The 17,441-nt window shown below is 55.9% G+C and carries 16 protein-coding genes and 1 pseudogene; 7 read left to right on the top strand and 10 right to left on the bottom strand.

Translation table 11 applies throughout. The features are described from left to right. Positions 1-251: 251 nt before the first annotated feature. Positions 252-3,449 (bottom strand): response regulator, encoded by a 3,198-nt coding sequence (locus AABO57_13875; GenBank protein MEK6286822.1) that lies wholly within the window; start codon positions 3,447-3,449, stop codon positions 252-254. Positions 3,450-3,916: 467 nt separating this feature from the next. On the opposite strand from AABO57_13875, the gene AABO57_13870 reads away from it, so the two are divergent. Continuing rightward, entirely contained in the window at positions 3,917-6,373 is a 2,457-nt protein-coding gene (locus AABO57_13870) for a protein kinase (GenBank protein MEK6286821.1), read from the top strand. A 1,057-nt stretch (positions 6,374-7,430) separates the two neighbouring features. Here AABO57_13870 and AABO57_13865 read toward each other — a convergent pair. The 8 genes from AABO57_13865 to AABO57_13830 all read right to left on the bottom strand — a co-directional run bounded on the left by AABO57_13865 (position 7,431) and on the right by AABO57_13830 (position 12,589). After that, positions 7,431-7,808, bottom strand: coding sequence for a hypothetical protein (locus tag AABO57_13865; GenBank protein ID MEK6286820.1), 378 nt, complete (start codon positions 7,806-7,808; stop codon positions 7,431-7,433). 156 nt (positions 7,809-7,964) lie between these two features. Then, on the bottom strand, positions 7,965-8,447 hold the full coding sequence (locus AABO57_13860) for a hypothetical protein (GenBank protein MEK6286819.1): 483 nt from the start codon (positions 8,445-8,447) through the stop codon (positions 7,965-7,967). Between the two features lie 155 nt (positions 8,448-8,602). Further along, positions 8,603-8,986: a hypothetical protein gene (locus tag AABO57_13855; protein ID MEK6286818.1), complete on the bottom strand. Its 384-nt coding sequence runs from the start codon at positions 8,984-8,986 to the stop codon at positions 8,603-8,605. Positions 8,987-9,146: 160 nt separating this feature from the next. Next, positions 9,147-9,518 carry a hypothetical protein gene (locus tag AABO57_13850; GenBank protein MEK6286817.1) on the bottom strand — a complete coding sequence of 124 codons (372 nt, stop codon included), beginning with the start codon at positions 9,516-9,518 and terminating at the stop codon, positions 9,147-9,149. After that, positions 9,515-9,910, bottom strand: coding sequence for a HEPN domain-containing protein (locus AABO57_13845; protein MEK6286816.1), 396 nt, complete (start codon positions 9,908-9,910; stop codon positions 9,515-9,517). Before AABO57_13845 ends, AABO57_13850 begins: the two co-directional genes overlap by 4 nt. 381 nt (positions 9,911-10,291) lie before the next feature. Beyond that, positions 10,292-11,164, bottom strand: coding sequence for a serine hydrolase (locus tag AABO57_13840; protein ID MEK6286815.1), 873 nt, complete (start codon positions 11,162-11,164; stop codon positions 10,292-10,294). 84 nt (positions 11,165-11,248) lie between these two features. Beyond that, a complete protein-coding gene (locus AABO57_13835; GenBank protein MEK6286814.1) occupies positions 11,249-11,698 on the bottom strand; it encodes a hypothetical protein in 450 nt (149 codons plus the stop codon). 147 nt (positions 11,699-11,845) lie between these two features. Beyond that, positions 11,846-12,589, bottom strand: coding sequence for a DUF4097 family beta strand repeat-containing protein (locus AABO57_13830; protein ID MEK6286813.1), 744 nt, complete (start codon positions 12,587-12,589; stop codon positions 11,846-11,848). 187 nt (positions 12,590-12,776) lie between these two features. Here AABO57_13830 and AABO57_13825 point away from each other — a divergent pair, with 187 nt between their 5' ends. From AABO57_13825 to AABO57_13800, 6 genes and pseudogenes are all read left to right on the top strand, one after another. Further along, positions 12,777-13,145 carry a hypothetical protein gene (locus AABO57_13825; protein MEK6286812.1) on the top strand — a complete coding sequence of 123 codons (369 nt, stop codon included), beginning with the start codon at positions 12,777-12,779 and terminating at the stop codon, positions 13,143-13,145. 4 nt (positions 13,146-13,149) lie between these two features. Continuing rightward, positions 13,150-13,464: a 4a-hydroxytetrahydrobiopterin dehydratase gene (locus AABO57_13820; protein ID MEK6286811.1), complete on the top strand. Its 315-nt coding sequence runs from the start codon at positions 13,150-13,152 to the stop codon at positions 13,462-13,464. Positions 13,465-13,565: 101 nt separating this feature from the next. Beyond that, positions 13,566-14,021 (top strand): thioredoxin family protein, encoded by a 456-nt coding sequence (locus AABO57_13815; GenBank protein MEK6286810.1) that lies wholly within the window; start codon positions 13,566-13,568, stop codon positions 14,019-14,021. 12 nt (positions 14,022-14,033) lie between these two features. Next, a pseudogene (locus AABO57_13810) lies at positions 14,034-14,264 on the top strand (thioredoxin family protein). Between the two features lie 123 nt (positions 14,265-14,387). Continuing rightward, the gene (locus tag AABO57_13805; GenBank protein MEK6286809.1) at positions 14,388-15,590 is read left to right on the top strand and encodes an acyl-CoA dehydrogenase family protein; all 1,203 of its coding nucleotides are present in this window, start codon (positions 14,388-14,390) and stop codon (positions 15,588-15,590) included. Positions 15,591-15,697: 107 nt separating this feature from the next. Continuing rightward, positions 15,698-16,486 carry an SDR family oxidoreductase gene (locus AABO57_13800; protein MEK6286808.1) on the top strand — a complete coding sequence of 263 codons (789 nt, stop codon included), beginning with the start codon at positions 15,698-15,700 and terminating at the stop codon, positions 16,484-16,486. Between the two features lie 18 nt (positions 16,487-16,504). Here AABO57_13800 and AABO57_13795 read toward each other — a convergent pair whose 3' ends face one another. Beyond that, positions 16,505-17,011 (bottom strand): hypothetical protein, encoded by a 507-nt coding sequence (locus tag AABO57_13795; GenBank protein MEK6286807.1) that lies wholly within the window; start codon positions 17,009-17,011, stop codon positions 16,505-16,507. Positions 17,012-17,441 lie beyond the last annotated feature (430 nt).

The following is a 17,441-nucleotide window of genomic DNA, read 5'->3' as shown; positions in this document are numbered from 1 at the left end:
CGAAGCCGCGAGGCTGGAGAGACAGCAAGCAAGGACGCGGGCCCTCGAAGCCAGGGCGAAATCTGATGGTACAGTTACTCGAAGGGAGAGAGCGCGTTTGCAAAGACGGGAGAATCGAACCAGCCGGCGTGTCTACAGGCAAAAACACGATCGTCAGAGACGTCCGTAGCTCGAATAAGACTCGAATAAGAAAGGTGAAGCACGGACGAGTCTGTGCTTCACCTTTTTCTTGCGTGGCTGATGGCCCGCTCCTAATCTGCGCCGCTCGGCGCTAAAGTCGATTCTTCCGCTCCCAGTGCTACTCTCATCTCTGCCAGCAACTCGTCGCGGCTGAAGCTCCCTTTCTGGATTATTCGCGCGGTGCCAATGTCGAGCGCCCGGCGTTCCTCGTGTGAGAGGTCACGCGCGGTCAAGAGTATCACCGGTATCGTGCGCCAGTCGGGATTCAGGCTTAAGCGATGCACCACTTCGAAGCCGTCTATTTCCGGCAGCATCAGATCGAGAATAATCGCATCAGGTCGATGGCGCTCGATCGCGTCCAAAGCCTCGCGCCCGGTGGTCGCCGTTTGTGTCTCGTAGCCGCTGTCTTCGATCATCGCGACTACCAATTCGAGCGCATCCGGATCGTCGTCAACCACCAGTACGCGTTTCTGCGAGGGCGACTTCGCTCGTTCGAGCACCGCGATCAAAGCTGACCGCTCGACGGGCTTGCGCAAGAAGATTCTCGCTCCTGCGCCCAGCGCGCGGCTTTCAGCGACGGCATCGGCTGAGAAAGCGATTATTGCGCTCGCCTTATTACTGTTGGCTATGCGCTCGATGATGCCGGCATCGCCGTCAAACGCGTCCAGATCGATTGTGATGACCGCGGGTTTCGCCTTGCCGGCGATCTCAACTGCGCGAGCGAGGTCGTCCGTAGCGGCAACCGAGTAGCCCGCTTCGGTGAGATATTTCTTGGCCAGGTAAAGCGAAGCCGGATCGGTGTCGATCACAAGAGCGGTGCGCTCGGGATCGGTTAGCGGGATTTCAGCTTCACTCGCCGGCGCCACCCGGCCTGCTATCTCGAACGGCAACGTCACGGCAAAGACCGAACCTTCGCCCTCGCGGCTCGATACGCTTATCTCTCCGCCGAGCATTTCCACCAACCGCCGCGTGATCGCGAGGCCAAGACCGGTTCCCGTCCTTGCGCCGCGTCCGGTGGTCGCAATCTGCCGAAACTCTTCAAAGATTCTCGCGATGTCGGATTCGGCGATCCCGATGCCGGTGTCGCTCACCGCTATGCGAAGACGCTCGGGAGAGACGCTTTCGGCGGTGACTTTCACTTCGCCTTCACGTGTGAATTTGATCGCGTTCGACAGCAGGTTGATCAGAATCTGCTGGAGCTTCGTTCGATCAGTGCGCATCGCCGGCAACCCGTCTTCCACATTGAAGCTGAGTTTGACAGGACGTCCTTCCTTGAGCTGTTCGACCACGGCGAGAGCGCGTTCGATCAGATCGCGCGCGTCGGCAGGCTCGGAATAGACATCCATGCGTCCGGCTTCGATCTTCGATAGATCCAGTACGTTGTTGATCAGCTCGAGAAGATCGCGCGCGTTGCGCGACACGCGTTCGAGGCTTCGGCGATGGCGCTCGTTTAACTGGAGCGAGCGATCGTCAAGCAGCAGCGACGTGAACCCGATGATTGCGTTCATCGGCGTTCGAAGCTCGTGCGACATGTTGGCTAGAAATCGCGCCTTGGTCTGGCCGTCCAGTGCCAGACGGCGGTTCTGCTCAGCCAGCACGCGATTGCGTTGTTCCATTTCACCGCGTGCCGCCTCGCTCGCTTCCGCGCGGCTGCGCAGCTTGAGCGCGCTGTCTTCCAGCCGCGCCGACAACGACTCGAACTGCGCGACTACATCTTGAAGCTGGGCATGCGCCTGCGTGAGCGTCTCGTTCTCCCGTTCAAGCTCTGCCGCGCGAGACTTCAGACGCGCAGCTTCGCCTTCGAGCTGGGTGCGAGTCTGGATGAGAATCGCGTTCTCCTGCTCGAGCTCCACCAGTCTTCCCCCGACAAGCGTATGAGCCTCTTCGAGTTTTTTGCGCAGCTCGGCGTGGTCTCTCTCGAGGCCGGCCGCGCGGCTCTCGGCGCGAGACTGAGCCTGAGTCAGCTCGGCGTTCAAGACAAGAAGCCGCGCGTTGTCTTCGCTGATGCGAGTCCCGCCGCCTTGAAGACGGGCGATCTCCTTGTTCAGCCGCTCGGTTTCGGCAACCAGTTGCTCATTCTCCCCGCCGGTCCTGTTGCTCTCGATCCGCAAGCGCTCGAGCTCTTCGATCAGGCCGCTGACTCTTTGGTCGAGCGCCAGGTTCGCTTGCTCCAATCGCGATCGCGCGTCCTCGGCCATGCGCAACGAATGCTCGAGGTCCTTGGCGCCGTCGGCGACTGAAGCATTCTCTCCGCGCAGCATCACGTTGGTGACCTCAAGCGCGGAGTTGCGGTCCTGAAGCGCGTTGAGGTGGACCTTGAGCTGCTCGACTTGATGGGTGCGCTGAGTCACTTCGTCGATCAGTTGCTCGCGGCCTCGACTAAGATCGCTCGCGCTTGCGTCAAGAGCGGCAACGCGGTCTTTGAGTTTGGCGTTCTCTTCTTCTAACCCGCGGCGGGAGGCTTCGACCTCGTAAGCCATCGCAGAGGCCTCTTGCCCGCTCTGTTGATGAGCAACGATGAGCAAGTCGAGGCGGGCTAGAAGCTCGCGATTCTGCTTTTCAAGCTGCGCCGCGCTTCTGATGGATGATTCGCGCTCGACTTGAAGCTGCGCGACCTGGCGGGTGAGCTGAGCGACTGCGTCTTCGAGCTCGCTCTCGCGATGGGTCGGCGCTTGCTGAACGGCCGCCGGCGCCGCGCTGTCCTTCTCGAGTTTTGTTCGCAGCGCAGTGCATCGCGATTGAAGTTCGGCTACGCGAATGGCGGCGACTGCGGCGGGCGCCAGGTGCTCGATCATCCGCAGTTCTTCCCGGCGGAATTGCCTGTGGTTGAACACTCCGATCAAGCCGACCGTGCCCGACGGGCCCCGCAACGGATACAGCGCGTACGAATCTGAACTTTGACCTGGCGTGCTGCGTTGGAGGCCGAATAGCTTGTCGCCCGCGTCCGGCGCATCGCCGAACCCGGCAGTACCACCGCGGGTTATCAGCGGCGCGGTGAAAACCGAAAGCGGTATTCGAGGGTACTCGCGATCAACAACTGCGCCGCTGGCGGCGATCAGATGCATGCACATCTGCCGGTTTGCGCACGAGTCAGCGAGCGGGCAATGATCGCAAATGTCGCCGCGCTTGACGACCCAGATTTTGCAAGTCGGCGCGCCGATGTCCGCGGCGAGCTGGTCGGCAATCAAACCGAGCGCCTGAGTCAGACTCGAGCCTCGGCCGACTTCGTCAAGAATCTGGCTTATTCGGTTTTCCCTAGATGTAGGCATGATGTAGGCATTGAGAAGCGCCTGGGCGAAAAGCCGTTTGGGGGCAAAGCAACAGATCGCTCACGGTTCCCGGTGATTCTAGTCTGTAAGCATGTAGACGTCAATTATCCGAACAGGGTTCGGGAGCGCGTGGTGCAATTTACGGTTGGACTTGTTTGGAAATACCACCAACGAGAAAGAAAACGCCTCGTTTCCCCATTAGGCTGAACTTAAACTTCCCCCAACTGAAGTTGGGGGTTTTCCTAGTAAGGACCTGAGTCCCACTTTTGAATTGCACCCGGGAGCGCGGGCATTCCTGCCTGCCTCTTTCCGCTAGCGTCAATTCTCCTTCTCGCACAACGCCACGCGGGCAGGGAGGCCAGCGCTACCAGGAACGCGCGGAGGGACTCACTACACTGCTATTGCCCCTCATCCTCCCGAGTGTATAATCGAACGCAAGCGTCGAGGTCACGCTCGGGTTCAAGTCGATGGTTGGAAAAACCATACTCCACTACCGCATATTGAAAGAGATTGGAAAAGGCGGTATGGGTGTGGTCTACAAAGCAGAGGACACAAAACTTCACCGCACGGTCGCCATCAAAGCGCTTTCCGCAGACCTCGTCGGAGACGAGAAAGCCCGCACGCGCTTCTTGCGCGAAGCCCGCGCCGCCTCAGCCATCGATCACCCGAACATCTGCATCGTCTATGAAGTCAATGAAGTCGAAGACCTTCTGTTCTTCGTCATGCAGTACGTCGACGGCAAGACGCTCAAGAAGTTCATCGGCGGCCGGCCGCTTCCCCTCGATCAAGCGCTGGAGTTCTCGCTCGAGATTGCCGACGCAGTCGCCGAAGCACATCGGCGCAACGTCCTTCACCGCGACATCAAGTCCTCGAACATCATGCTCAACGAGCGAAACCAACCGAAGATTCTCGACTTCGGTTTGGCAAAACTCATGCAGCCGGGCGACGGTTCCGGAGCTCATCCCACAGCCGAGCTGACTGCGCTCGGAACACCCTTCGGCACTGCAAGCTATATGTCTCCCGAACAGGCGAGGGGCGATCGGGCCGACGCGCGCTCGGACATATTTTCGCTCGGCGTTGTAATGTATGAAATGATCACCGGACGCCTGCCCTTCAAGGGAAAGACCTCGGTCGATGTGATGCACGCGGTGATGCACGACGAGCCCGCGGCGCTTGGGGAAGGTGTGCCGCCGCGCCTTCAGGAAATCGTCTCCAAGGCGCTGGCAAAAGGCGAAGCGGCACGCTATCAATCGACCGAGGTGCTGCTCGAAGATCTCCGCTCGCTGGTTCGCAGCCATTATGCCCAGAGCGGCATCGTCCCTGCGGACAAAACAGCGTCACTGCGCGCTTCGAAGCAACCGCAAAAGAGCGGGGGACTTCTCGATCGCATTTCATCGTGGGCTCAACGTGCATTCAACATGACGGCGCCGGCCAGGGAGGAATCAAGCTCCCCCTCCACGTCGGCGACTCCCGACGTCACACCGTCGATGTGGCAGTCGCGTGACAAGAAGGCGATCGCGATACTTCCGTTCAAAAACCTGTCGGGGGCCCCGGAGAATGACTTCTATGGATTCAGCCTCGCTGACAGCGTAATCACCGAGCTCGCCCAGTTGCACGACCTGATCGTCCGGCCTTCGTCTTTCGTAGCCCAGTATCAAAACAAGGACGTGGACCCGCGCGCGGTCGGAGTCACATTGGCCGTGGACGCGGTGTTGATAGGCGGCTACCTGAAGTCGGGAGATCGCTTCCGATTGACCCCGCAGTTGGTAGACACGGCTTCCGGGGAGATCGTGTGGAGCGAGAAGATCGACGTCGAGTCGAAAGACATAATCACCGTTCAGGACACCATCTCGCGCCAGATCGTCGAAGGGCTGCGCGTAAAGACAAGCCCCAAGGAGCAGGAACGTCTGGTCAAAACGCCGACCGAAAGCGCCGAAGCTTATGAATGCTATCTCAAAGCGCGCACGTTGCTTTACAAGTTCGTCACTCAGACGCTCGACGTTGCGGACCTCGAGTCGGCGATCGATCTATTCACGGAAGCCATCGAGCGAGATGCGGGGTTTGCGCTTGCTCACAGCGGGCTTGGCGTGTGCCAGGTCAACTATGTGCTGAAAGGTATGGGCGGCGTCGAGCATCTCCACAAGGCGAAAGAGAGCTTCGACCGCGCGCTCGAAATAGACAAGAACCTGGTCGAGCCGCGCGTCAGAATGATCTACATCGACTTGATTGCGGGACGATCGGAAGAAGCGCGCCAGCAGATCCGCCGGCTTATGCGCCGCGCGCCCAACGAGCCGTCGGTCCATTCGGTGGCGGCTTATGTGTATCGCGTATCGGGCCAGTATGATCGCGCGCTTGCGGCGTGGGACCGGCTGCTGAAGATTTCGCCGACCGACATCGTGTACGCAAGCTCGAACCGCGCGCGAATTTTCATCTATCAGCACGACTACGACAAAGCAGAGGCGGAGCTTGCGAAGGGATTGGCTTTTGAGCCGCATCATCCGTTGCTGCGTACATACACAGCGGTGATTGACTACTATCGCGGGGAGATCGAGAAGGCGACGATGGTGATGGAAGACATCCTGGCGAAGAATCCCGACCTGCACTCGCAGAAAATATTCCTCGCTTACTGCTACCTCGCGCGCGGCGAACGCGAACGCGCGTTTGAGATGATCGACGATCGAGTCATCGAGATCGCCCGCGCTGATCAAGACGTCGCTTATCGGTTGGCTACGGCTTACGCGCTGTCGGGCAGGAACAACGAAGCCATCGAATGGCTGGAGTGTTCGATCTCGATGGGAAACGAAAATTACCCGTGGATCTCAGGGAGCCCGAACTGGGAAGGCCTGCGTGATGAACCGAGATTCAAGGAGATTCTGGAAGATCTCAAGGCAAGGTGGGAGAAGCTCTCAGAGCCCGGGGAATAGCGTACGATAGTCTCTTGCATTGCTAACGCCTCTTATCAGTGGGCGTGTCGCGTAACACTCAGGGAACCAGCAAGACTCGCCCGCCGCGCTCCGCTGCCTGCGGTTGTTAGACGCCGTATTAAAGCAATATTCTCTTAATCTTTCACTTCGTGTCTTGTTGAAAATGGCTTTCGAGATAGCTGAGAATAGTTGATTTGGAATCCTCGTTTCGCAGAAGCTTATGGAGTGTTTCAACTTGGCGAGCATAAAAGTAAAGCCCCATTGCTGTAAACTGCACGAGCATGGCAAAAATTTCCGCCTGATCTTTCCCCACCAGAGCTTTCTTATTATACTCACGAACTCGATCCTCGATTGATCTTAACTTACTTTGTGAAAGAGCACTAAACGTTGACGTTGCAAGATTGTGAGCAAAGTCATTCCTTATCGAGCGAATTAAATCGGCACAAACGAGCAAACGATTCGGAATGAGTCTCAAAGCTCTCAATATTTCAATTCGAATAGAAAGAGTAACATCCCTCTTGTCTCTGAGCGTCTTGAACCCAGGCATGACGCTGTTAGAACTGTGTCGATGGCATTCTCGGCCACTAATGTTCCTACCAAAACGAGTAATCGCTCATCTCTGAAGCTTTGTATATGGTGCAACTCTGAACTGATTCGCGAGATCAGATCATCAATATCGGGAGAATGGAGATAAAACGTTCTTAACTGATAAAAAATAGATTCTTGGCTTGGCCCGTCAATGTTTATTCGGTCCTCTTCCTTAGTCTCATCTCCATCCATTAACGACATTCTCCTCTTTAAGCAGGCGTTTAACGTAGGGATCACGCGGCGCGCTTTTTGCGCTCGCGTGCATCGCCGAGTTCGGCGTTGTGCACATTATAGTAATTGACACTCTCTACACCATCTGAATCCCCGGTAGTAACGGCTCATTAGAGCGAAGGATCTTGGGGAAGGAAGCTCCCCGCAAGAACCGTTCTTTGGTTATGACGCCGAGCGATGAACCTCAACCAGCCGCGCTCTTTGCGACTTGGTTCAAGCGGAGAGTTGGGGGAGTCAATCACAATCGACCACTCTTCGCGAAGGTGAAAAGCTGCACTACTTGTTCGAAGGATAAGACTTTATCTTTGCCGCCATTGAAATAGTACCATCGTAGAAGTTCTACATTGCTTATGGCATTCGCCGCCGTCTTCTTATCGCCATGGAGCATCAACCTTCGATACACATCACGGATATGGTCCTCCGTAATTCCAATGTCTCGGACTAGATTCTGCACATCCCTGTTTTGAAGAGCCCTCTGTATTATTCTGTCAGTTTCTTCTCTTTCTTTCATTCGTCTCTTCTCTGGCCTGCCGCTAAAGAGATCGTCCGCAATCTGTTCAGCATCAAAGTCTGGTCTACCTGACATGCTCTTCAATAATCGTCTAATGAATGACATTGTTCATCCCTGTTTCGATCCGGATGGGTCAAGAGAAACCAAGCGATCAGCGCCAAGACAATAAGCAGAACAACCCATCCAAGTGATGAGAGGCGGCGTGGGATCCCCTCTGCCTGAAGGCTACCTCGCCAAGCCTGTGTTAGACCCTGTTTCGTGTCAGGTGCCTACGTCTGTCCTTTGTGCCTTCTTCTGTATCAGAACGTTCCTGATGAGACTCAAAACTTCATCCTCCGGTTCCGAGTTTAATAATTCTGCTCCTTGCCCGTAAACAGAAACAAATACCGCATCAACCAAATTCCTATCTTCTTTTTGTAGAGCAACATTTGCAAAAGGATTAGTTCGGATGAATTTATGCTGAGACTCGAAGTGTAAGTATGCAGCCCCGGCTAACGCAGCCGTTTTCTTGAGAGAGTCATCACGCATTCTTTCAAGCTCTGCTCGGTCAAGCCAAGGGATTGCTTTGACGACCTCCTCAAAGTGTTCGTGGAGCGCGGCTGAGTACAGAGAGGAGTCCTTCATCTGGTAGAGGTAAGCAAATGTTTTTCGGAGTTTGTTTCTTTCAATACCCTTCTTGCGTGAGTCATAAAACCATATCAGAATGACTGCGGCAATTATCGCAAGAAGTATTACACCGTCCATATAACCTCCAATAGTTGGTCTGCGCCGCTTGTCGTCAAGGGGTCTAACATGAATCATACGGGGGGGGCTGCATAAAACCGGCGTAGGCCGGATTATGCAGAAGCCGACGAGAAGATAGACGCATTCTTGTTTCCAGTATCATCTTTTCTGGCGTGTCAGTAGAATGAGTTTAACTTCGGCTGATCTTTCAACTTTCCTTTACGCCAGGAATCTTCCAATACATTTCTCACTGCTTGACTAAGCAAGTGCCTGGGCATACCTGAGCTGCTAGACCAGTGACGCTGCGCCATATCTATGCTTTCTGCTACTTGCTTGTCATCCAAGTAGCGGCCTTCTAATTGTAAAGCTCCGTCATATCGGTCGAGCCCTACGTAGTGCAACACTTCTGTGTGGACGTCTTGAATAAACCAAGAGACAAGATTAACTGAATATGTAGCTCCGCCGTAGTAAGTTGTACATATCCACTTTTCTTGAATCTTATCTATAAGCCTCTTAAGGCTCTCTCCATCAAAGGCACTTTGCACTGTAGTTCCCTCCATTCCTATTCTTCTTGATAACCAATGAACTCTCGTCCTTCAGATGTCCTGAGGATAGCGTTTTCGTCGCGTGCTAGCTCCAGAAGGTTCGTCACGGATGGAAATCGTCAGACACATCCAAAGTTCTCATTGTATGAATTCGCGGCCAGGGAAAAACGGGAAGCTACGCTGCCTTCTTCGCACGCATGATGATCGCGTCTTCGATATCGAGACCGAAGAGTTTCGAATGTTGGACACGGACTTCGCCGTCATCCACTGCATAAGCGGAAACCACCGCCTTAAGCGAAGGGTCACGGGGATTCAACGTTACAATGCGGGCGAACTGCCGCAGAGACTGTCTGCCTATCGACTTCGTCAATAACTCAATGAACTCTCCAAGAGGTTTCAACCGGCGTTCTTCCAGCCACGGGGCCGAGACAACCAGGTCCCAGGTACCCAGCGCGTCAGCCCGCAGGAAGATCCCAAAAAAAGTAAAATCGCCCTTTGCCGCGGCAATCTCTCGCATCGCCTTTCGCAGCTTGTTGGTTGAGATCATAGGGCCCCCAGCAGCTTAGTCACCGCTGCAATCATATCCTTTGCCTGCTGTTCCGTAAACTTGCCGGATGTCTGGTAGCGTTTTTCGGGATCCCAGTCGAGAACCTGAGACCATTCTCTGGTGAACCGCGTTCTGATTTTCCCTTCGACCCCCGACAGCCGCAGCAGAATCTCCAGATTGTGAGTCTTGATCGACTGCAATCCCTGAAACTCTGCTCCGGTCTCGGGGAAACCGCTCCATTTGAGCGTACGACAGAGCCGCGCTTTGAGCGCCATCTCGACGGCGTAACCGCATAGATAAACGGCGCCATCGAGCCGACGTCCTTTGAGGAGGACCTTCGCATCGTTCAGTCGAGCACGCGCGATCGACTTTAGATCAGCGGTTGGGATCATCCGCGTTTCCTCTCATCTCACGGTACAAACTCGCTTCCGCAAATAAACAGGATGTTATGCTTTTTGTTGTCACTCGTCTAGCGTATGGAACCTAGCGTATAGACCAATGATATATTTCAGCCAGGTTATTTGACGAAGGTAGAACAACCTTGACGAGAACCATGACAAACAAGTCAAAACAAGCCAATGGAGCAAAGCGGAAGCGACGGCGCAAGCCAGCGGCTCCGAAGCTTCCTGAGAAGACCAAGAGGCTTACATTGAAGGCTTTGGAGCTGGCCTACGAAGCCCATCACTCCAAAAGCTCGTAATGGCGGTCTATACCTTTGACACCTCAGTCATCATTGCCTACAGGGTGAGGGAACTGGCGCAAAACTCCCTGAACTACCTCGTGGTTGCCTCATAAACAACTCGCGAAATGTCCGCGATCAACCTGTGCGCGAGCTTCTCATCTTCAATCCCACGCTCCAGCACTACAAGCACGTAGGGCTTCCGGCCCGGCGGATAAACAATCGCACCGTCGTGATTGACCTTGGTTATCGATCCTGTCTTGTGTGAGACGCGCGCGCCGGGCGGCAAGCCTGCAGGAATCCCCTCATTGAATTTCTGATCGAGCATGATCTTGATCATCTCATCCGAAGCCTTCGCTGAGACCGCCCGGCGCTCCGCTATGCGGCGCAGGATGATCATCAGATCGCGCGCCGTAGTCGTGTTGTTCAAGCCTTTCTCAAACGCTTTGCCATCTTCAACGCCTCGCAACACGCGAATGTTATTAGCCCCGATCGTGTGCATCAGGTCCATCACCCTCTCCGGCGTGACGCGCTCGATCAAAAGATTCGTAGCTAGGTTGCTGCTCACCGTTATCATCAGTCTAATGAGCTCGCGAATCGTCGCGGTCTGACCAACCCTGGTGTAAAGCGACTGATCGGAATCGTCTTCGGGCTTTAACGGGTAATGGCTGCCGTCGACGATGCTTGCGAAGCTGTTCTTAATCGCGATGCGCCTATCGAGCGAGAGCTTGCCTGCCGCCGCTTGCCGAAAGATCTCCATCATCACCGGCACCTTCATCGTGCTCGCCGCGTGAAACGTAGCGTCAGGATTGATCAGGAGCTCGTCGCCAGTCGCGAGGTCATAGTAAGCGACGGCGACTGTTTCAGCGCCGCTCGCTCGAATCAGTTCTTCGACTTTCTTATTCAGATCGTTGGGTGCAGCAGGGCTAACCGTGATCGCGCGCGATAGCCCAAACGAGCTAATCACAAGGATCCCAATAAGGGAGAGGCAAAGGAGAAGGCAGGGTATAGGAATTGAAGACTGGTAAGGCGGTTGATGGTATCGCATCGTTCAGGAACTCTTCAGAGCGCGGGCCATCAACCCAAGCCCGGCTGCAAACATCGTGAGCATCAGGATGACGTTGAATAGCGTCGTTTGATGAAAGTAGATTTGCAGGTTTGCGAGAATGCCTACGAAGATGATTACGGCTCCGCCGCCGGCCAGCACCCAGCCGGCTATCGATCTGCCGTTGAAGAATAAAAGCCCAATTCCTATCACCAGCGGAATGAGCGTCAGCCCAAATGTGTTCTGGCCCCACCAACTCCAGTAACCGCTGGTCACCTGGACCTGATTCATTATCAAGTAGCCGCCGGCGATTGCCAACGCGAGGCCAAAGATGAACATGCCGAGCCCGCCGGGAGTGCCTCCCGGGCCCTGAAACTTTCGCGCGGCATTATGTTGTTCGGATTCCTTCTCGGCAGCCACGGTGCGAAGGGTATCATCGACAGTACTTACCGTCAACGAGCCCTAAAAGCCAATCGTAGGTTCGCGCAGAGCGGCCAAGACGCAAAGATCGTCAAGATTCACATTGGCGATCTTTGCGTCTTTGCGCGAACTGATTCTTCTCCTGCTAGAGTGACGCGAGCCTATCACGAGTCACGCATCGCGTCACGGATGTCGCAAGCTGAGATCGCCCGACACCGATGACATCTTCAATCGCCGCGATCCTTCACCGAGTTTGCCGCGGGCCCAGTTGCGCGAGCCATAGCGTTCCGCGCGAACCTCAACCGGGAAGTCGGTCTTGATCGACCCGCTGAAGCTCGATATGTCAACGTCGGCATCGAGGCTGGCTGGAAGCAGCACGCTAACGTCGCCGCTGACCGTAGAGAACTTCATGTCGTCGGAGCCGTCAAGCCGATTTATCTCGACGCTGACGCCGCCGCTGACCGCTGAGGCGCTGACAGACCCGGATACGTCGTTGATGTGAACGTCGCCGCTGACCGCGGAAGCGTGCAACCGGCCGGTCACTCCGGTAACCCGGACATCGCCGCTCACCGAGCCGATGTGATCGAAGTCGTAGTTCACCGAACGCGGCACCTGCACCTCAAACTTGATACTCGCTTCGCAGTTGCGGTGCTTAGGATAGCGAACTCCGACATCGACGTTGCCGCTGCCGCTGCGGTCTTCGACCTCAACCTGATCGCGGTCCCGGCCTTTCTTCGTGCCCTTGACGATGATCGCATCACCGTCGTAGCCGGTCACTATTACGTCGCCTGATACGTTGCCAATTCGAATCTGGCCACCCGCGCCAATCCGGTACGACTTCTGAAAATCCTGCGCGTCGACGGTAGCGGCCAGCGCAAATCCGAACACCATTGTCGCAATCGATAGTCGAATCAGTTTCTTGTTCATCTCTGGTAGAACTCCTCCCGAACCGTTTTCACTAACTGTCACGCCGAGTGAGTGGCAGCATGGCCGGAAAGGTTTCAGCCTCAGGTTGAAACTCTCTTTGACGAGTGCTCTCACGAAGGTCCGGGGTCGCGGAGGTTGACTCGCGCTGGACGGGATAACACAATGGTTGCTGAGGTATTCTCCGGGGATGATGATGCTCAAGTCCGCTGTTATCGCACTTTTTCTGTTGGCTCTCGTCTCTTGCGGCACAGCGCCGGCTCCGACGCTCTCCAACGCGCAGCCTTTCTCGGTGATCTCCGAGCAAGCCGATTCGGTCGCAAGCAGCCTGACGTTGTTAATCAATGTGTCCGGACCGGCCACACAGTCGAACGTGAAGTCGATAGCGGAGTCGGTGATCGCAAACCGAAAAAGCGAATACCGGCACATAATCGTGAAGTCATATGCCGAGGGCATGACCGCCAGCGACACTCCTTTTGCCATTTCCAGACTTGAAGACGGCGCTATTACCCATCGCTTCAACTCGCTTTCTGAATCTCAGAAGATACAGACTCATTGAATACATGACTTGCAGCGCGGCCACACCGAAACTGAGCGAAGAAGAAATCAGCAAGCGGCTGCCGCGGCTGAACGGATGGTTGCGCGGCGAAAACTGGATCGAAAAGAAATACGAGTTCAAGAACTTTGTGCGCGCGATGTTGTTCGTGAACGCTGTTGCTTACATCGCCGAGTCGGCGGACCATCACCCGGACATTGTCATTCACTACAATGAGGTGACGGTCAGGAACTGGACGCACGCAGTGGGCGGTGTAACCGAATACGACTTCGCCCTGGCTGAGCGGATCGAAGCGCTGATCGAAACAGAGGAGAGTTCGTAGTCCCGCCTTCAGGCGGAAGTTGGGGGATTGGCACTCAGGCAGGGCGGCTACCAACTTCCGCCTGAAGGCGGGACTACGAACCTTCTTCATAGGAGTAAACAATGGGACTGATATCTGAAACCGACAGAGAGACAATACGCAACCACTTCAGTGAGAGTCTCGACGGCGACGTCGAGATTGTGATGTTCACCGAGCGCGAATCGCCGATCATTATTCCCGGCAAGCAGCCTTGCGAGATGTGCACTCAAACCGAGGAACTGCTCGAAGAAGTCTCGGCGTTGTCGGATAAGCTGAAGTTGACGGTGCATGAAATCTCGACGGCAAAGGAAGAAGCGGACGCGCTGGGCATTGATCGAGTGCCGGCGTTTGTCTTCAAAGGCGCGTCGCGCGGTCGAGTGCGCTTCTTCGGAATCCCGTCGGGCTACGAGTTCTCCGCATTGATCGAGGATTTGGTCGATGTCTCCAAGGGTACGACTGATCTCTCGGAGGAGACGCGCGAGTATCTGTCCACGCTAACCGAGGATGTGAACATCAAAGTCTTCACGACACCTACCTGACCGTATTGTCCCGCGGCGGCCAGGATGGCCCACCAGATGGCGGTTGAGAGCGCGCACGTGACGGCTGATGTTATCGAAGCGATGGAGTTCCCGGATCTCTCGCGCCGCTACGGTGTCAGGGGCGTGCCCAAGATTGTGATCAATGAAACAACGGAGTTCGTCGGCGCGCTGCCCGAGGCGCAGTATCTGGCCCATGTTCGGGCAGCGGTGGAAACAGACGGAAAGGCCACGACTGACGACTGACGACTGACGACTGACGACTGACTACTCACTACGGACTCCATGCTCTTCGCTCCAAAGGTTGAACTCTCGCCATTCATCAACTATCGTGATGGCCTCTCACTCATAACCAAGAAAGGAATCCATATGCACTTCGAATACACAGACAAAGTCAAAGCGCTTCAGACGAGGCTTCTCGCATTCATGGACGAGTACGTTTATCCAAACGAGAAGGTCTTCTATCAACAGATCAATGAAGGCGACAGATGGCAGCCGACCGCAATCATAGAAGAGCTGAAGCCCAAGGCGCGCGCCGCGGGTCTGTGGAATCTGTTCCTGCCTGAGAACCCTTTTGGCGAGGGGCTGTCCAACCTGGAGTATGCTCCGCTGTGTGAAATCATGGGCCGATCCACAATGGCGCCCGAGGTGTTCAACTGCTCAGCTCCCGACACCGGAAACATGGAAGTGCTCGCCCGTTACGGCAGCGAAGAGCAGAAGGAACAATGGCTGAAGCCTCTGCTCAACGGTGAGATTCGTTCGTGCTTCGCGATGACCGAGCCGGCGGTCGCATCATCAGACGCGACCAACATTCAAGCTAGCATCGTTCGCGACGGAGATCACTACGCAATCAACGGACTCAAGTGGTGGAGCTCAGGCGCGGGCGATCCACGCTGCAAGATCGCGATTTTCATGGGCAAGACCGATCCCACGGCGCCGTTGCACAAACAACAATCCATGATTCTCGTCCCGATGGACGCTCCTGGAGTGAAGATCCAGCGGATGCTAACGGTGTTCGGCTACGATCACGCGCCGCACGGCCACGGAGAAGTTTCGTTCGGAAACGTTCGCGTTCCCGTTTCGAACATGCTGTTGGGCGAAGGGCGCGGATTTGAGATCGCTCAAGGGCGGCTGGGGCCGGGCCGCATACACCACTGTATGCGATTGGTCGGATTGGCGGAGCGTGCGCTTGAAACGATGTGCAAGCGAGTCCGCTCGCGCGTCGCGTTCGGAAAGCCGATCGCGGCGCAGGGGACCATTCGCGCGGACATTGCTACGTCGCGCATGGAAATCGAGCAGTCGCGGCTGCTGACTTTGAAGGCGGCTTATATGATGGATACCGTCGGCAACAAAGCCGCGCGTGCCGAGATCGCGATGATCAAAGTCATCGCGCCGAGCATGGCTTTGCGAGTGATTGACCGAGCGATTCAAGCTTGCGGCGGCGGCGGCGTGTGCCAGGACTTCGAGCTCGCGGCGGCGTGGGCGGGCGCTCGCACGTTGAGGCTCGCGGACGGACCGGATGAGGTTCATCGCGAGTCAATTGCCAAGCTTGAACTTAAGAAGTACGAGTAGCGAAGAACAGACCACGGATAGGACAGATTTAACAGATCATCACGGATCAGAACCGTGCTGATCCGTCGAATCAGTGTCATCCGTGGTCTAACCGATCTTGGAGACGAATGAAACTCAAAGACAAAGTCGCAGTCGTGACCGGTGGCGCTAACGGGATCGGGCGAGCGCTGTGCGAACGCTTTGCCGCGGAAGGCGCGCGAGGCGTTGTTATCGGGGACCTCGACACCGAGCGCGCAGAGGCGCTCGCGAAGGAGATCGGCGGACTGGCGATCAAGACCAACGTCGCCGTCGAAGCTGACATCGTCAATCTTGTAGCCCGTGCGATCGAAGCTTATGGCGCGATCGATCTGTTCTGCTCAAACGCAGGCATCGGCACTCCAGGCGGCATCGATGAACCAAACGAGATCTGGCAGCGCATCTGGGAAGTGAACGTGATGGCTCACATCTACGCTGCTCGTCACGTTTTGCCGGGCATGCTTGCGCGAGGCGAAGGGTACATTTTGGCGACAGCATCAGCAGCCGGCTTGTTAGCTCAGATCGGCTCGGCACCCTACTCGGTGACCAAGCACGCGGCGGTCGCGTTCGCAGAATGGATAGCGATCACTCACGGCGATGCGGGAATCAAAGTCTCTTGTCTATGCCCTCAAGGCGTTAACACCGATTTGCTGAGGAGGTCAGCGGGCGGACCGGGCGAGTTTCTTCGAGCGAATGCACTCGAGCCTGAAGACGTCGCCGAGGCGGTGGTGAAGGGTTTACACGAGGAGCGGTTCTTGATCTTGCCTCACCCTGAAGTCGCGGAGTACTTCAGCCGCAAAGCCACCGATTACGATCGATGGCTTCGCGGCATGAGGCGGCTTCAAGCGAGTTTCAAAAACGCAGAGTTGAAAGAGCAATGACGCTCGGCTCTGGCCAAGCTACTTCTTAACGAAAGTGAGCTTGGCTTCCTGCGTGCCTCGCGGGGTTTCCTGTGTGCGGTGAACCTTAAGCGTCTTCCCGCCGTCCGCAAGCTCCCAATGTTCGGTCGTGGTTATGGTGACGTCGTTGCCTTGAACGTTCGTCTTGAGAACCGAGCTCAGCTCGAGGATGCTGCCATCACCCTGCCACTTTGCTTTCAGGGCAGCTTTGCCAGGCATGCGTCCGGTCATCTCCTGGGTCGTTTCGCTGCCGTCCAGATTGTAAGTTGCCTTTTGCGGTGGCCTTGGCTGCTCGCCGCCCGAGAACGTCTTTTCAACCGTGAACGTCTTGGCGTCCTGAGTGACCACCCACGTTTGGTCTACGCTGGCCATCTGGCCTTGCAAACCCTCGGTCTTGGCTTTATCGAGCGCCCACGTGCCGGCAAAGTTCGCCGGCGCTGCGCTCACTGACCAGAAGCCAACCATCAAAACACAACACAAGCTCAGAAATACTAGGGACCTCTTCATAATCAACTCTCTCCTTAAGGTTGTACTGAGAATTTTTCGCGGAGACTTACAAACTGAATGCTGATAGAACCTGATAAGAATTCCGCTGTAGGCCAAAACGCCGGCGAGCGCCGTTTGGTTACGACGAAGTGGCGAAACACAGGCGTAGTCCGATTGGCAGGCTCCTGAAAAAGTCGATAGCACACATAAAGTGTTCCGGTAATCCCACCAACGCAGTTGGTGGTGCGTTCATACTCAGCCTACACGTCTATTGGAGCCGACGCAGCTCCCCGAATCCCACCAACGCAGTTGGTGGATTGTTCATACTCAGCCTAAACAAAAGGACTGACCGAGGTGAGCGCCGCCATTGTAGGCTAGGTATGAACGCACCACCAACTGCGTTGGTGGCGACCAACTGCGTTGGTGGGATTCCGAAGGGCGCGCGCCAGTC

The sequence above is a fragment of the Acidobacteriota bacterium genome, from assembly GCA_038040445.1.
GTDB lineage: Bacteria > Acidobacteriota > Blastocatellia > UBA7656 > UBA7656 > Onstottus_A > Onstottus_A frigus.
The sequence above is the reverse complement of the archived record's forward strand: the minus strand, read 5'-3'. Positions and strand labels throughout refer to the sequence as shown.

Excerpts from the sequence above, each read along its gene's own strand:
- AABO57_13855 (MEK6286818.1), bottom strand. The coding sequence starts at position 8,986 with ATGGAGGGAACTACAGTGCAAAGTGCCTTTGATGGAGAGAGCCTTAAG.
- AABO57_13870 (MEK6286821.1), top strand. The coding sequence starts at position 3,917 with ATGGTTGGAAAAACCATACTCCACTACCGCATATTGAAAGAGATTGGA.
- AABO57_13850 (MEK6286817.1), bottom strand. The coding sequence starts at position 9,518 with ATGATCTCAACCAACAAGCTGCGAAAGGCGATGCGAGAGATTGCCGCG.
- AABO57_13865 (MEK6286820.1), bottom strand. The coding sequence starts at position 7,808 with ATGTCATTCATTAGACGATTATTGAAGAGCATGTCAGGTAGACCAGAC.
- AABO57_13820 (MEK6286811.1), top strand. The coding sequence starts at position 13,150 with ATGACTTGCAGCGCGGCCACACCGAAACTGAGCGAAGAAGAAATCAGC.
- AABO57_13825 (MEK6286812.1), top strand. The coding sequence starts at position 12,777 with ATGATGATGCTCAAGTCCGCTGTTATCGCACTTTTTCTGTTGGCTCTC.
- AABO57_13860 (MEK6286819.1), bottom strand. The coding sequence starts at position 8,447 with ATGGACGGTGTAATACTTCTTGCGATAATTGCCGCAGTCATTCTGATA.
- AABO57_13795 (MEK6286807.1), bottom strand. The coding sequence starts at position 17,011 with ATGAAGAGGTCCCTAGTATTTCTGAGCTTGTGTTGTGTTTTGATGGTT.
- AABO57_13875 (MEK6286822.1), bottom strand. The coding sequence starts at position 3,449 with ATGCCTACATCTAGGGAAAACCGAATAAGCCAGATTCTTGACGAAGTC.
- AABO57_13815 (MEK6286810.1), top strand. The coding sequence starts at position 13,566 with ATGGGACTGATATCTGAAACCGACAGAGAGACAATACGCAACCACTTC.
- AABO57_13830 (MEK6286813.1), bottom strand. The coding sequence starts at position 12,589 with ATGAACAAGAAACTGATTCGACTATCGATTGCGACAATGGTGTTCGGA.
- AABO57_13805 (MEK6286809.1), top strand. The coding sequence starts at position 14,388 with ATGCACTTCGAATACACAGACAAAGTCAAAGCGCTTCAGACGAGGCTT.
- AABO57_13800 (MEK6286808.1), top strand. The coding sequence starts at position 15,698 with ATGAAACTCAAAGACAAAGTCGCAGTCGTGACCGGTGGCGCTAACGGG.
- AABO57_13845 (MEK6286816.1), bottom strand. The coding sequence starts at position 9,910 with ATGATCCCAACCGCTGATCTAAAGTCGATCGCGCGTGCTCGACTGAAC.